11 protein-coding genes and 1 other annotated feature are annotated in these 15,153 nt (G+C 35.9%); of the genes, 9 read left to right on the top strand and 2 right to left on the bottom strand.

Annotated features, from left to right (window positions below):
- Positions 1-90 precede the first annotated feature (90 nt).
- Positions 91-311 (top strand) — a binding site (T-box leader).
- Positions 312-382: 71 nt separating this feature from the next.
- From leuS to HMPREF2811_RS05655, 5 genes are read left to right on the top strand one after another with little or no spacing between them, the layout of a single operon-like run.
- A complete protein-coding gene (gene leuS / locus HMPREF2811_RS05675) occupies positions 383-2,791 on the top strand; it encodes a leucine--tRNA ligase (protein WP_071408483.1) in 2,409 nt (802 codons plus the stop codon).
- 14 nt (positions 2,792-2,805) lie between these two features.
- Entirely contained in the window at positions 2,806-5,973 is a 3,168-nt protein-coding gene (locus tag HMPREF2811_RS05670) for an oligosaccharide flippase family protein (RefSeq protein WP_071408482.1), read from the top strand.
- Complete coding sequence (locus tag HMPREF2811_RS05665; protein WP_071408481.1) at positions 5,973-6,698, top strand: pseudouridine synthase; 726 nt, start codon at positions 5,973-5,975, stop codon at positions 6,696-6,698. Before HMPREF2811_RS05670 ends, HMPREF2811_RS05665 begins: the two co-directional genes overlap by 1 nt.
- Positions 6,699-6,712: 14 nt before the next feature.
- Entirely contained in the window at positions 6,713-8,110 is a 1,398-nt protein-coding gene (gene pepV / locus HMPREF2811_RS05660; protein WP_071408480.1) for a dipeptidase PepV, read from the top strand.
- Between the two features lie 3 nt (positions 8,111-8,113).
- A complete protein-coding gene (locus HMPREF2811_RS05655) occupies positions 8,114-8,890 on the top strand; it encodes a TrmH family RNA methyltransferase (RefSeq protein WP_071408479.1) in 777 nt (258 codons plus the stop codon).
- A 133-nt stretch (positions 8,891-9,023) separates the two neighbouring features.
- On the opposite strand, the gene HMPREF2811_RS05650 is transcribed toward HMPREF2811_RS05655, so the two are convergent.
- Positions 9,024-9,914, bottom strand: a complete 891-nt coding sequence (locus tag HMPREF2811_RS05650; RefSeq protein ID WP_071408478.1) for a mechanosensitive ion channel family protein — start codon at positions 9,912-9,914, stop codon at positions 9,024-9,026.
- A gap of 152 nt (positions 9,915-10,066) precedes the next feature.
- Here HMPREF2811_RS05650 and HMPREF2811_RS05645 point away from each other — a divergent pair, with 152 nt between their 5' ends.
- The 3 genes from HMPREF2811_RS05645 (at position 10,067) to ccpA (ending at position 12,344) form a co-directional block, all read left to right on the top strand.
- Positions 10,067-10,642, top strand: a complete 576-nt coding sequence (locus HMPREF2811_RS05645; protein WP_071408477.1) for a DUF948 domain-containing protein — start codon at positions 10,067-10,069, stop codon at positions 10,640-10,642.
- Entirely contained in the window at positions 10,635-11,153 is a 519-nt protein-coding gene (locus HMPREF2811_RS05640; protein ID WP_071408476.1) for a YtxH domain-containing protein, read from the top strand. The genes HMPREF2811_RS05645 and HMPREF2811_RS05640 overlap by 8 nt, the downstream gene beginning before the upstream one ends.
- A 189-nt stretch (positions 11,154-11,342) precedes the next feature.
- Complete coding sequence (gene ccpA / locus HMPREF2811_RS05635; RefSeq protein WP_071408475.1) at positions 11,343-12,344, top strand: catabolite control protein A; 1,002 nt, start codon at positions 11,343-11,345, stop codon at positions 12,342-12,344.
- 372 nt (positions 12,345-12,716) lie between these two features.
- Here the strand turns inward: ccpA and brnQ are convergent, their stop codons facing one another.
- Entirely contained in the window at positions 12,717-14,021 is a 1,305-nt protein-coding gene (brnQ, locus tag HMPREF2811_RS05630) for a branched-chain amino acid transport system II carrier protein (RefSeq protein WP_071408474.1), read from the bottom strand.
- A 145-nt stretch (positions 14,022-14,166) separates the two neighbouring features.
- On the opposite strand from brnQ, the gene HMPREF2811_RS05625 reads away from it, so the two are divergent.
- Positions 14,167-14,802, top strand: a complete 636-nt coding sequence (locus HMPREF2811_RS05625; RefSeq protein WP_071408473.1) for a sugar O-acetyltransferase — start codon at positions 14,167-14,169, stop codon at positions 14,800-14,802.
- Positions 14,803-15,153 lie beyond the last annotated feature (351 nt).

Raw genomic sequence — 15,153 nt, 5'->3', positions numbered from 1 at the left:
TTCACGACTCACTTCGGTGAGTCTTTTTTTATGTCTTGGACATTGTTTAGCGTTGAATAAACAGGGTATTTGTGGCATAATATTATTAATATTGAATCAATGATTAGAATTAGTAGATAAGTAAAATCATCAGAGAGCTTGTGGTTGGTGTGAACAAGTGATTAAGTTTATCGAACTCATCTCAATCGATGCTTATCTGAATAAAGTAAGATAAGCCGTATAATCTGCGTTAAAGATTTGAGGCATAATGTATTTATATACCTTTTCATTATGCAAAAATAGGTGGTACCGCGCTATTTGGCGCCCTATAGCAAGGTCTTTTTGTCTTGTTATAGGGTTTTTATTTTTTTATTTATAATATTTTGTTTTTTAGGAGGAAATTATGGTTTACCAACATCGTATTATTGAAAAGAAATGGCAAGATTATTGGGACAAAAATGAAACATTTAAAACGACAGAGCGTGAAGGGCATCCAAAATTTTATGCTTTAGATATGTTTCCATATCCGTCTGGACAAGGATTACACGTAGGTCATCCGGAAGGTTATACAGCTACTGACGCCATTAGTCGTATGAAACGTTCACAAGGTTTTGATGTATTACATCCTATGGGGTGGGATGCCTTTGGCTTACCGGCCGAACAATATGCATTAGATACTGGTAATGATCCAGCTGAATTTACCGAAAAAAATATTGGTAATTTTAAACGTCAAATTAAATCTTTAGGATTCAGTTATGATTGGAATCGGGAAATTAATACAACGGATCCACATTATTATAAATGGACGCAATGGATTTTTTCTGAATTATATAAACGTGGTCTTGCTTATGAACAAGAAGTGGCGGTGAACTGGTGTCCGGCTTTAGGAACGGTTTTAGCCAATGAAGAAGTCATTGATGGTGTCAGTGAACGTGGTGGACATCCTGTTTATCGACGTCCAATGCGTCAATGGGTATTGAAAATTACTGCTTATGCTGAAAGATTGTTAGAAGATTTAGATTTAGTGGATTGGCCAGAAAGTATTAAGGCGATGCAACGTAATTGGATTGGAAAATCTGAAGGTGCTATGGTTACCTTTAAAATTAAAAATTCTGAACATGATTTTAAAATATATACTACTCGTCCTGATACTTTGTTTGGCGCAAGCTATACTGTTTTAGCACCTGAACATGAATTAGTTAAATTAATTACGACCCCTGAGCAACAAGAAGCAGTTGAAGCCTATGTTAAAGAGGTTGAAACAAAGAGTGAATTAGACCGTACCTCATTAAATAAAGATAAAACAGGAGTCTTTACTGGAGCTTATGCCATCAATCCAGTAAATGGACAAGAGATTCCTATTTGGGTAGCAGACTATGTTTTATCAAGTTATGGGACCGGAGCTGTAATGGCGGTGCCGGCTCATGATGAACGTGACTTTGAATTTGCGACGAAACATCAATTACCAATTACCCGAGTAGTTGAAGGTGGCGATTTACCATTTGTCGATAATGGGGTACATATCGAGTCTGATTTTATTAATGGACTTGAAAATGAAGCAGCTATTAAAAAGATGATTGAGTGGTTAGAAGCTGAAGGAGTAGGTGAACACCAAGTAAATTATCGTTTACGTGATTGGTTATTCTCTCGTCAACGCTATTGGGGTGAACCGATTCCTGTTATTCATTGGGAAGATGGCACGACCACTTTAGTTCCTGAAGAAGAGTTGCCTGTGATGTTACCGAAGACTAATGAAATTAAACCTTCAGGTACTGGCGAATCGCCTCTCGCTAAAATTGAAGAATGGGTCAATGTGGTTGATCCTGAAACGGGAATGAAAGGTAAACGTGAAACACATACGATGCCACAATGGGCGGGTAGCTCTTGGTATTTCTTACGTTACATCGATCCAACCAATGAAGACGCGATTGCTTCTCCAGAAAAATTAGCAAAATGGATGCCAGTCGACTTATATATTGGAGGTGCAGAGCATGCCGTGTTACACTTATTATATGCACGTTTCTGGCACAAATTCCTTTACGATTTAGGTGTTGTCCAAACTAAAGAACCTTTCCAAAAATTATTTAACCAAGGTATGATTTTAGGGGCAAACAATGAAAAAATGTCTAAATCTAAAGGGAATGTTGTTAACCCAGATGATGTTGTCAGTGAATTTGGTGCGGATACTTTACGTGTATATGAAATGTTTATGGGACCATTAGATGCATCGATTGCTTGGAGCGAAAAAGGCTTAGAAGGTAGTCGCCGTTTCTTAGATCGTGTATACCGTTTAATCATCGATGAAGCAACCGGTGAAGTAAAATCAACGGTCAAAGATGAAGCAAATGAAGCCTTAGTACGTGTTTATCACCAAACGGTTAAAAAAGTAACCGAAGACTTTGAAAACTTACATTTTAACACTGCCATTTCACAAATGATGATTTTCTTAAATGCAGCTAAAGATCAGCAAATATTACCTTTAGCCTATGCGAAAGGTTTTGTTCAATTATTAGCACCTTTAGCACCTCATTTAATGGAAGAAATTTGGGAAAAATTAGGTGGAACAGAAAGTATTCAACATGCCGAATGGCCTACTTTTGATGAAGCTTTAACCGTTGAATCTCAAGTTGAAATTGTCATTCAAATTAATGGTAAATTGAAACAAAAAATGATGGTAGACGTTGATTTAACTCCAGCAGAATTAGAAGCAGTTGCCTTAGCAGATGAACAAATTAAGTTGGCCATTGAAGGAAAAACAGTACGTAAAGTGATTGCAGTACCTAATCGATTAGTAAATATCGTAGCAAATTAAAAGGAGCCAATGATATGACAGACAATAATCGTCAAAATCGTTCTTATTCTAATATCGATTTAGAAGAGACGATTCAATTTACACAGGAAGACTTAAGTAGGTTGAGACGCCCGAATCGTCAACCAATTGATGGTGATTATTTTACTGAGCAAATAACCGGTGATGAGCGTCCAATTGAAGCCAATAAATCGCAACAAAACAATCGTTTTAACGTGAAAACAAATGAACAACAGGGAGAAGAAGAGAGTGAACATCAAGTGACTGATAATGATTTTTATTCAAAAAATCATCGTCAATTAAGTTCTAATGCTGAACGACCTAAAGAACTTCAATCGTATCCAAATGAAACAGTTATTGATGATTATCCTGACTTTACAGCTCAAGAGTATTATCATCCAAATACTAGAAATACTGAGGATAAAGTTGCATCATCTGCAAACGAACCGTTTAATTTTGATGAAGTGAATTATCAGCAGCCTGAAATAGATGATTCTTATCCAATTGAACCGGAGGAAGTAGTAATCGATTCAGAGTTGGATTTCAAGGAAACAACATCTACTTATGATCAGGTTGAATCAGCTAAAAATGTTAGTCATAATGTTGCTTCTGAGGAACCAGAAGAGAATCCATTTGTTTATAAATCAAAGACAAAAAAATTACGTGATCAATATGAAGCAAAAAAAGAAAGAGAACAACAAGCGATTCGTGAACGACGTGAAAAATTAATCAAAAAATTTGAAGACACTTACGAACCAGTTTACGATGAAAATAATCTTTCAACCTTCGATCAATATAATCAGTTTGAACAAGATAGAACAAAAGCGTCTGAGGAAGCTATCTCATCGTCACCAAAGAATATGAATATGAATAAAGAGCAACAGCCGGACCCATCAGCGAACAATCAAACAAAAATAAATCAATCACCTGTTTCAGAACATTCGCTTACCGGATTCTTAGGCCATATAAAAGATGCTATTGCCGATAAATTCAGTCAAAATGATGAAGAATTATCTCAGCTTAACGAAGCAACCGAAGAAAACGAAAGAAAAGCATCACAAGCTAAAAATCAAAGTTTCATTCAAACATCTAACATGGACCATTCTGCTGAAGATGAAACTTTATATGAAAATGATAGACCCGTCACGAAAAGTAGAGAGGATGATTTATCAGAAAATTCATTCAATGACAATAAAGCCAACCACTCTGAAGATGCTGAAGTGTCACAAATAGACGAACCATTAACAACTGTCGAAGACAAAACGATGCAAGAGTCAACGATTCAGAATGCAAAAGATTATCAACTGGAGCATGAAGCAGCGATTGTTGATCTCGGCGATGTTGATGAACAGGATTTTGCAACATCAAATGGCGAAGCGACTGTTAAATCGACAAACGATTCGGTAGGTAAAGTATTAGCGGACACTTCCACTGAAAATATTGAAGCAGTAAGTGAGCAGATTGCTCAACAAACACAATCATTTGAAGGGCCTATTTTAACGGATTCAGTATTAGATGAAACCATCGTAAATGATGATTTAGTTGAAAACGATGTTCAGGAAGAAGCAGCATCTTTCGTTAAAGGGACGGCTTGGTTAACAGCCGGAAATATTATTTCTAGAATTTTAGGTGCTTTATATGTGATTCCCTGGGGTACTTGGTTTGGTACAAGTTATACGACCGCCAATGTATTATATGGGATTGGGTATAATCCTTATGCGCTATTCTTAGCCATCTCGACAGCAGGTTTCCCGAGTGCGATTGCAAAACAAATGGCTTACTATCATTCACAAAAACAATATAAGTCAGCTGATAAAATTTTCAAAAATAGTTTATTAGTGATGTTAATATCTGGTTTAGTATCGGGTGGATTATTATTCATTTTAGCGCCATTTATAGCGGGGATTTCCTCAACTGATAATCCGCAAGCAGCGGTTGTGGTGATTCGTTCATTAGCACCGGCGTTACTAATACTACCAGTGATGAGTTTATTACGTGGCTATTTTCAAGGATTTGGTGATATGGTACCAACAGCCGTTTCTCAAATTTTAGAACAAATTGCACGCGTAGTTTACATGTTAGCAGCAACGTATGCGATTATGAAGATGCTTGACGGCGATGTTACCAAAGCAGTAGCACATTCTACCTTTGCCGCTTTTGTAGGAGCAGTCTTATCATTAATTTATCTGGTGTTCTTATACTTCCAACGTCGTGGAGCAATTAACTTATTAATTGAAACAGCTGAAGAAGACGATGCCGATACCTTAGACTTTAAAGCGAGTTTAATGATTTTATTAAAAGATAGTATTCCGTTTATCCTTTTAGGATCAGGTATCATTATCGCGAAATTCATTGACCAAATCACTTTTAAGTTCATTTTAGAAAGCACCTCAACTATGTTATTAAGTGATATTAGTGAATTGTTTGGTGTCATGAACTTAGACGTCGATAAATTAATTATGATTATTATTTCGATTGCAGTGGGCATGTCACTATCATCGATTCCATTAATTACGAAGCTTTATGCCAACCATGAAGAAGGTAAAACTGCAGAATTGATTGAAAAAATTTCGATACTATTCTTATTAGTGATGTCACCAGCAGCATTTGGAATGGCAAGTATTGCTAATAATATGTACCAATTATTCTATCCTTATGGTCACGAAGCGGGTCCATCATTATTAGTAACAGCCTCTGTTTTAAGTATTATTTTAGGTGCTTATACGATCCTTTCTACTATTATTCAATCGATGAATTATCGTCGAGCAGCTATTCGCTACTTATTAGTTGGTTTGGCTGTGAAATTGACTTTACAATTTCCATTAGTTGCTTGGTTAAATGCTCACGGTGCTTTGATCGCAACCTTACTAGGTTTCTTAGTGACTTGCATTTTAACTATTTGGAAATTAAATGAACTGGTTCACTTAGACTTTAAAGGCATGTTACCAAATATTATCATTATTTATTCAGCCACTTTATTAATGACTGTTTCAGCTTGGTTATGGAATAGTTCACTTGACTTATTATTTGGTCCAGTAGGACGTATTCTTACATTTGTTAAAATCTTAATAGTAGTTACCTTTGCGGCCTTTGTTTACTTCGGGGTACTCGCACTATTTGGTAAATTATCTTTATTAATTGGTGAACGTCATCGAGCATTACAAGATAAGTTGAGAATGTTCTAATGAGACTAGATAAATTATTAGCTCATACAGGTTATGGTACACGCAAAGAAGTAAAGCAAATAATTACCAATGGCTGGGTTGATATCAATGGTCAAACTATTAAGAAAGTAGGCTTTCAGGTTGATATCGAAAATGATGTGGTGACAGTTGATGGGCAAGTAGTCCAGTATCAGAAATACCACTATTACATTATGAATAAACCAGAAGGAATTATTAGTGCCACCGAAGATCATTATCATGAAACAGTTATCGATTGGTTAGGTCCAGATTACGCCCACTTGGATTTATTTCCTGTGGGGCGTTTGGATATTGATACAACAGGTTTATTGTTATTAACGAACAATGGACAATTAGCTCATCAATTACTGTCACCTAAGCGTGAAGTACCCAAACGTTATTTTGCTTTGGTAAATGGGATTGTAGAGGAAAAAGACATTGATAAATTTGCTAAAGGTTTAGATTTAGGTGATTTCGTGACACAACCAAGTCAATTAACGATTCTTAATGTTGATGAAGCAAAAAATCAATCCCGAATTGAAGTCGTGATTCATGAAGGAAAATTCCACCAAGTAAAACGAATGTGTGAAAAAATTAATTGTGAAGTGATTCAATTACAACGTCTTTCAATGGGACCGCTAATCTTACCAGATGATTTACCTATTGGAGAATATAGACCCTTGAATAAAGACGAATGGACACTTTTAGAAGATTTTGGAATTGAATAGGAGTTGAAGAAAAAATGGTAAATTGGTTACAAGAAGTTGAAAACCGAAAAGAAACATTATTTGAAGATTTATTTAGATTATTACGTATTCCTTCAGTTAGAGAAGATGATAAAGCAACGGACGAAGCACCAGTAGGACCTGGTCCTAAAGCTGCTTTAGAAGAATTTATGAAAATGGCTCAAGAAGATGGTTTTCAAACCAAACAATTTGGACTATGGGCTGGTCGTATCGAAGTAGGTTCAGGAGAAGAACTAATGGGAATTTTAGGTCATGTGGACGTGGTTCCTGTCGGTACGGGGTGGGAAACAAATCCATTTGAACCGGTCATTAAAGACAATCGTATTTATGCTCGTGGCTCAAGTGATGACAAAGGGCCAACAGTTGCAGCTTATTTTGCCATTAAATTATTGCGTGAATTAGGTTATGACTTTAATAAGCGAGTTCACTTAATTGTCGGAACAGACGAAGAAAGTGGCTGGCAATGTATGGATTATTATTTCCAACATGCGGAAATGCCTGATTTTGGTTTCTCACCAGATGCGGTATTCCCGATTATCAATGGGGAAAAAGGTAATGTTAGTTTTTATTTAGATTTTAAATCTGAACCCACTGAAGGCGATGTTACTTTAGTGAATTTTGAAGGTGGCTTACGTGAAAATATGGTCATCCAAGATGTGACCGCGACGGTTAAAGGTTTAGATAATACTGTCACCGAACAATTTGCGACATTTGTCAATGAGCATCAATTGTCTGGAAATGCAGAATGGCATGATGGCGTTGCTGAATTTAAATTAATAGGAAAAGCGGCTCATGGTTCTACTCCTGAAAAAGGGCATAATGCGGCGACTTATTTAGCTGTATTCTTAAATCAATTTGCCTTTAGTAATCAAGCAGCACAAGATTTCATCACTGCTTTAGCAACAGAATTACATCAAGATTTCAAAGCAGAAAAAGTAGGGGTTAGTCACCATCATGAGGTAATGGGCGATGTTAGTATGAATGTGGGGATTGTGTCCTTTAATGAAGCAGATGGCGGTCGCATTGTATTAAACTTCCGTTTCCCTGAAGGGACAGAACCAGCGATGATGTCTGAGAAATTTACCAATGCTTTAACAAAATATCAATTTAACTTAACAGTCGGAGAAAGCAAAGAACCTCATTATGTGCCAGCGGATGATCCATTAGTCGCAACATTGCTCGATGTTTATACTAATCAAACTGGTTTAGAAGGTCATGAAATGTCGATTGGTGGCGGTACTTATGGTCGTTTAATGCCACGAGGGGTCGCTTATGGAGCCTTATTCCCAGATTCAATTGATACAATGCATCAAGCAAATGAGTTTTTAGCGATTGATGATTTATTACGTGCTACAGCGATTTATGCTGAAGCCATCTATCGCTTAACGAGATAAGCTATGTTAAAAATTACTTCAAAGCAAAATGCCCAATTAAAACAATGGCGTAAATTAGCAACCACTAAAGGTAGAAAACAAAGTGGACAATATATGATTGAAGGCATTCATTTAATTGAAGAAGCATTGCAATCAGGTGCGAAAATAAAGTATTTGATTTACTCAGAGCACTATTTAGCAAAGAATAAACCTTTTAAAATGAAGCATTCAGCTGAAGAAGTTTTATTAGCTGATAATTGTTTGGCGGAATTAAGTCAAACAGAGACGACGCAAGGCATCTTTGCGATTATCGAAATGGGAAGTAAGCCGACCGCAATAACCAAAGAATTTAAGCGTATTTTGTTGGTTGACGCGGTTCAAGATCCAGGTAACCTTGGCACCTTAATTCGGACGGCTGATGCGGCAAATTACGATGCGATTATATTAGGCACCGGAACGGTTGATGTCTATAACGATAAAGTGATTCGTTCGACTCAAGGGTCATTATGGCATTTACCGATTATTCAAGCAGACTTAAACGAATGGATTACCCAAGCACAACAACAAGGCACCACAGTATTAGCAACAGCTTTACATCAATCAGCGATTGACTATCGTCAAGTTGAGGTAAATGAAGCGACCGCATTAGCTATTCTTGTTGGGAATGAAGGACAAGGCGTTAATCAGAGTCTAATTGAATTAGCTGATCAATCAATCTATATTCCGATGCCTGGACAAGCAGAGTCGTTAAATGTTGGTGTAGCAGGTGCCATTTTGATGTTCAAGTTTGTTAATGAATGACCTTAAAAATAAACCTATGAGCGATGACTCAAAATGAGTTCAAGCGATCATAAATATAAAAACCTCAAGTTTCGAAGGCAGTCTTCATACTATTGATGTAGCGACTCCTAATCAAACTTGAGGTTTATTTATATTATGATGGTGTAACCTTTTGCTGGTACACTCTAATCTCACCACTATTCAAACTAACACCATTGGTCATTTCTTCATTGAGCGCTGTTAAATACAGTTCATAAAACTTACTCTTGAGTTTAAATTGTTGGCCATTGGTTACTTTGAAAAAAATCTGGTAACTAAATGTTTGGTTATCATTTTTGGTTAGACCGATAATATTCGGCTCATCTTGCAAAAATTCTGCATATTGCTCTTTAATACGAGCTGTTTCACGTTCAACGATTTGCATTAATAATGCGAGATTAGTAGTCGTAGAAATGGGTAATTCAATTGCCATGCCAACATTCTCTCGACTTAAATTAGACACAATATTAATTTCACGATTTGGAATATAGTAAACTTGCCCACTTGGTGTTAAAAGAGTAGTTGAACGGATACCCACTGATTTTACGGTTCCTTTTATCCCTTTATTGGGAATTTCAATCACTTCATCGACGTCGAATTGACCTTCTGAGATAATAAAGAAACCATTGATAACATCAGTAACAAATTCTTTGGCGCCCATCCCAAAAGCAAAGCTGGCAATTCCGGCGCTGGCCACTAAAGTGGCAACCGGAAACCCTAAAATTGATAATATAGTGTAAAATAAGAAAAAGTATAATAAATAACTCAAGGCATTTTTAGTTACTTTTGCTAAAGTATTCACCCTTTGCAGGGAAGTGTTTTTATGTTTAGCAATAATCATTTCTTGAATTTTATAATTAAAAATCCGATTAATAAACGCCCTAATGAGTAAAAAGAGCACATAGGTTAAGATTAGTTGAAAAATAATGATTAAGACTTCAGTGGCTCTTTCTTCCCACTGTGTTTTAATAAATGTTTGGAACCATTGGTCGGTTTGATTTAACATAACTCACACTCCTCTTATATTATCATAACATATTTTTTCGCGTTGGTCTTTTTGAAAATAAGATGAAAGCAAAGTGTTATCATTTGAGTTGGAAGCGGAATCGTGCTATATTTAATATATATCAAAATTGAAGAACTGGAGATGATTGTCATATGGATTTAGCAGGAATAGCTGCAATTATTGCGGCCTTGGCATTTACTGCACTTGTAATTGTTCTTATCATCAGTCTGCTTAAAATACCAAAATTAATTGCAGAATTACAAAATACCATTCAAAAAGTGAATACGACGATCGATGTCGTGACGAAGGATGTTGATGGTCTTTCAATCGAAGTCGAAGGACTATTGAATAAAACCAATTCACTAATGGATGATGTCAATGGTAAAGTTAGCAAGATTGATCCTTTATTCACAGCAGTTGGTGATTTAGGCGTAACAGTGTCAGAAATTAATGTCTCTGCCAAAGATACCGCTAATAATTTTTTAAGTGGTATTGGTAGAAAGAAACCTTCAAAGACACAAAGATTACAAAGAAACATTAAGTCATTAACAAAAGTAAAAGACTTTGTTTCACCAGGTAAACAAGAAAAAGTAGTTGTGGAAGAACCAGTACCAGTAACTACCCCAAAAACAGCAATTGAAGAAGAATTAGAATCAATTAGAAACCGCAAGCCTTCTTCTACAGCAGGCGAAATTACGATAAGCGAAGGAGTGAAATATCATGGCTAAAAAAGATAATAGTGGATTTGTTTTAGGTGCCTTATTGGGTGCAGCAGTTGCCGGATTGACAGCATTATTATATGCTCCAAAATCGGGTGATGAATTACGTAAATCTGTTAGCAAAGATGTGGATAAATTAATCGACCGTGCACGTGATTATAAAGATACAGTAGTTGAACGTGGTGTAGAAATGTATGATTCTGCAGCAGAAGTAGCAAGTGAAAAATCGGAAGATATTATGCTAAATGTTCAATTAACAGCAGAAAATTTAAAAAATCAATTTAATGAATTAAAAGAAGATGGTAAAAAGTTTGTTGCTAAAAAAGAAGAGCAATTAGATGAATTAACCAATGATATCGAAATCGAAGTGAATCAAGCAGAAGAAAAAGCTCAAGAATTTGCTGAAGAATTATCGGAGGATGTTGCTGATAAAGCAGGAGAATTTAAACACGAAGTTGCTGATAAAGCAGAAGAAATTGAGCACGAAGTTTCTGAAAAAGTGGAAGAAATTCAAGAATAATATTTGAAGTTTAAGGGATTGAAAATATTTTCAGTCCCTTTGTTTTATTTTCAAGAAAACATTTAACAAAAAAGCAACTTTCATAGAGAGAGTATTAAGATAATGAAAAAATGTAAATGAAACGCTTGCAATCGTTGAAAATTTATGGTACATTAGTTTCAAAATAATAATAACGGGAGTGAAACTCTGATGGAAAAACAAACAATTACAATTTATGATGTTGCACGTGAAGCAGGAGTTTCAATGGCTACAGTATCTCGAGTTGTCAATGGGAATCCGAATGTAAAACCAGCAACTCGTAAAAAAGTTAACGAAGTCATTGAACGTTTAGACTATCGTCCAAATGCGGTGGCTAGAGGGTTAGCAAGTAAAAGAACAACAACAGTTGGAGTTATTATTCCAAGTGTATCCAATGTATTCTTCTCTTCGCTAGCACGTGGGATTGATGATATTGCAGTCATGTATAAATATAATATTATTTTAGCAAACTCTGATGAAAATCCTGATAAAGAAGTATCGGTATTTAATACTTTATTAGCTAAACAAGTAGATGGAATAGTTTACTTAGGCAATTCAATCGCACCAAAATTACGTGCAGAAATTGAACGTACTTCAACGCCAGTAGTGTTAGCCGGAACTGTTGCTGAAGGTGATGCATTCTCCACAATCAATATTCGTTATTTAGATGCAGTGAGAGAATCAACTGAAATGTTATTAGAACGCAACAAAAAAATCGCGCTCATTACTGGACCGTCTGAATATGAAATTAACAAAAACTATTATTTGGTCGGCTATAAAGAAGCATTGAAAAAACATAAGGTAAAATTTGATCCAGACTTAGTCATTCAAGGCGATTTTGATATTGATTCAGGTGAAGATTTATATGGTCAAATCCAGGCAACCGGCGCAACAGCTGCTGTTGTAGGTGATGACGTAGTAGCAGTAGCCTTATTAAATGCATTGCAAGATCACGGGATGAAAGTACCTGAAGATTTTGAAATTATTACAAGCCATAACTCAACTTATTGCCAAATTGTCCGACCTAAATTAACATCTATTCAATTACCATTATATGATTTAGGGGCTGTCGCAATGCGTCTATTAACCAAAATCATGGCTAAAGAAGAGATTGAAGAGCGCAATGTATTATTACCACATAAAATTATTGAAAGAGGCTCAACACGCAAATAAAAGAAAGGTGATATAAATGAAAGTTAAATTCGAAAAACTTCAAACATACGTTACAATGTTTCTATTGGTAGTGCAATTCAGTCGATTATTATCATCAGTACTCGAACGTCGCAAAGAAGAAAAGCTTGCTAAACGCGCTAATAGATCATAATTACTTTACTTTGTCTCACTCCTAAAAGGGAGTCGGGTAGAAGATAAAATACTTCATAGTGCCGCTCTCCTCACATAGTGTTGAGTAAGCATAAAATAGGATAATACGATATTTTTTATGCAGCTCAATGCTGTGTTAATATAAAAAAATAAATGAACTGCTCTCAGTCTATTTGAAAGGGGGCAGTTCATTCGTTTTGTTAAGGGTTGACCTTTGCCAAATTAGTTAGGAACAGCTTGACGATTAGTCGTAAAATAAGCCATGATTATTAGAATAATGACTGGTAACATCCAGTTGAGACCTTGATCAGCCAGCGGCAAAGCCTCAGTTAATGCGGTTAAGATTGGTATTTTAATCCCCATACTAACTAAAGAATTTATGATACTAATAAAGCTAACAACATAGGCAATGATACGATAGGTTAGTTGACTGTGATGAAGCCAATTATCCGTTAAGGTTAAAATAATTAGCGTAATCGCAATCGGATAAAGCAATACTAAGATAGGGATTGAATAAGTTAAAATGCCATCCAAACCAATATTAGCTAAAGCAAAACTCCATAGAGTTAAAATTATCACATAAGTATGATAGCTCAATTGTGGTAAAATACGATGGAAAAATTGTGAAATGGACGTAATTAAACCTACGCAAGTATTAAAACAAGCCAATACAAAGATGATACCTAAAACAAGCGTGCCAAATTTACCTAAAAGTAAAGTAGAGGCCGCCACTAAAATATTGGCTCCATTGGCTCCAACTTCTACCTTTCCTGCACCGTATTGACCAATAATCGTTAAACACCAATAAACAAGTGCTAATACCACACCGGCAACAATACCTGCTTTAGTTGCTATTTTCACGACTTTTGATTCATCTACTTTAAGATTACGTACTGCTGTCACGATGAGTAATCCGTAATTTAATCCCGCTAAAGTATCTAAAGTATTATAACCTGATAAGAAACCAGTTGTAAAAGCGGCTTTTTCATAACCATGGGAAGGCTCTAAAAGTGTCGGTTGTTGATGAGTAAAAGCTAAAGTTGTCAATAATAAAATTAAAACTAATAGTGCCGGCGTAGAAAACCGTCCAATCCGATCGATAATTTTATTGGGCGTCCAGCAAAGAAGTGCTACTAGACCAAAATAAACAGCTGAATATAAAATGAGTGGCATTGTGGTAGACATCTCACTATTTAACCAAGGTTTAATGGCCATTTCAAAGGAGGTACTGCCAGTTCTTGGAATAGCAAGTCCTGGACCAATCGCTAATAAAATACCAATGGTGATAATATAAGCGAAAATCGGGTCTACTTTACGACCTAAGTTTAACAGTCCATCGGTTTTGGCGACCGTAATAATACCTAAAATCGGTAGAATAACGGCTGTTATTAAAAAACCAAAATAAGCTGACCAAATATTGCTTCCTGCTAATTGTGCTACTGAAGGTGGGAATATTAAATTACCTGCTCCAAAGAATATCCCAAATGACATTAGGGATAGAGCAAAAAAGTTCTTTCTTTTTAACATAATTCTCTCCAAATTCTAATTATTTTATTACTTTACAATATAACATCAAAAAAACAGTGATGCAATAGATAACCTTTAGAATTATTGAAAGCAATTCCAAAGAATGATATGATGAAAAAGTAACGATAGGTAGAGGTGTTTTAAAATGAAAGAAAAATTACATACAGGAGAATTATATTTACCGAATGTTTCAAGTATTATGGACCAACAACTTCAATGTTTAGAATTATTATACGATTATAATCAAACGCGTCCTACTGAAGGTGAGAAACGAGCTGCTTTACTAAAAGAAATGTTTGCTGAAATTGGTGAAGGTTGTTATATTGAACCGCCATTTCATTCCAATTGGGGTGGACATAATGTTCATTTTGGCAAAAATGTTTATGCTAATTTTAATTTAACATGCGTGGACGATAACCATATCTATGTTGGTGACAATACAAAGCTAGCACCTAATGTGGTTTTATCGACTGCCACTCATCCCATCGATTCCGGTTTAAGATCCCATGCTTACCAATACAATTTACCGATTCATATTGGCAAAAACTGTTGGTTAGGTACGGGCGTAATGGTAATGCCGGGGGTTAAAATAGGTGATAATAGTGTTATCGGTGCCGGTAGTATTGTGACAAAAGATGTGCCCGCTAATTCTCTTGCCTATGGCAATCCTTGTCACGTAGTGCGAGAAATCGGTGAGTACGACCGTCAATATTATGCCAAAGGTCGTGAGATTGATTGGGATGAAATAAAACGTCAATTAGAAGAGGAAGCTGGCAAATAAATGCCTTAGTAGAACTATCAACCATAATTAATTTTAATTGATGATATAAAATGACGAATAAAAAATGAGCAAATAGTAAATGTTGCAAAGTATGCTAAACTAGAGAAGAGACATATAGTGGAGAACTTCTGTCAAGTAATGGCTCGTTAATTATAACATCATCGGTGAGAAGTTTTTACATAAGAATTAAAGAAATACTAATTTGATTGTGCGGTGGTAGGCCGACGAAGCGAAGACTATTAAATTTTCTACTTCTCGTCAACTTCAATTGTGCGGTGGTAGGCCGACGAAGCGGAGACTATTGAATTTTCTACTTCTTGTCAACTTCAATTGTGCGGTGGTAGGCCGACG

This window comes from Globicatella sp. HMSC072A10 (assembly GCF_001811625.1).
Lineage (GTDB): Bacteria > Bacillota > Bacilli > Lactobacillales > Aerococcaceae > Globicatella > Globicatella sanguinis.
Note: the sequence above shows the minus strand (reverse complement) of the source record. Positions and strands in the feature narration are given on the sequence as shown.

Excerpts from the sequence above, each read along its gene's own strand:
- HMPREF2811_RS05655 (WP_071408479.1), top strand. The coding sequence starts at position 8,114 with ATGTTAAAAATTACTTCAAAGCAAAATGCCCAATTAAAACAATGGCGT.
- pepV (WP_071408480.1), top strand. The coding sequence starts at position 6,713 with ATGGTAAATTGGTTACAAGAAGTTGAAAACCGAAAAGAAACATTATTT.
- HMPREF2811_RS05650 (WP_071408478.1), bottom strand. The coding sequence starts at position 9,914 with ATGTTAAATCAAACCGACCAATGGTTCCAAACATTTATTAAAACACAG.
- HMPREF2811_RS05670 (WP_071408482.1), top strand. The coding sequence starts at position 2,806 with ATGACAGACAATAATCGTCAAAATCGTTCTTATTCTAATATCGATTTA.
- leuS (WP_071408483.1), top strand. The coding sequence starts at position 383 with ATGGTTTACCAACATCGTATTATTGAAAAGAAATGGCAAGATTATTGG.
- HMPREF2811_RS05665 (WP_071408481.1), top strand. The coding sequence starts at position 5,973 with ATGAGACTAGATAAATTATTAGCTCATACAGGTTATGGTACACGCAAA.
- ccpA (WP_071408475.1), top strand. The coding sequence starts at position 11,343 with ATGGAAAAACAAACAATTACAATTTATGATGTTGCACGTGAAGCAGGA.
- HMPREF2811_RS05645 (WP_071408477.1), top strand. The coding sequence starts at position 10,067 with ATGGATTTAGCAGGAATAGCTGCAATTATTGCGGCCTTGGCATTTACT.
- HMPREF2811_RS05625 (WP_071408473.1), top strand. The coding sequence starts at position 14,167 with ATGAAAGAAAAATTACATACAGGAGAATTATATTTACCGAATGTTTCA.
- HMPREF2811_RS05640 (WP_071408476.1), top strand. The coding sequence starts at position 10,635 with ATGGCTAAAAAAGATAATAGTGGATTTGTTTTAGGTGCCTTATTGGGT.
- brnQ (WP_071408474.1), bottom strand. The coding sequence starts at position 14,021 with ATGTTAAAAAGAAAGAACTTTTTTGCTCTATCCCTAATGTCATTTGGG.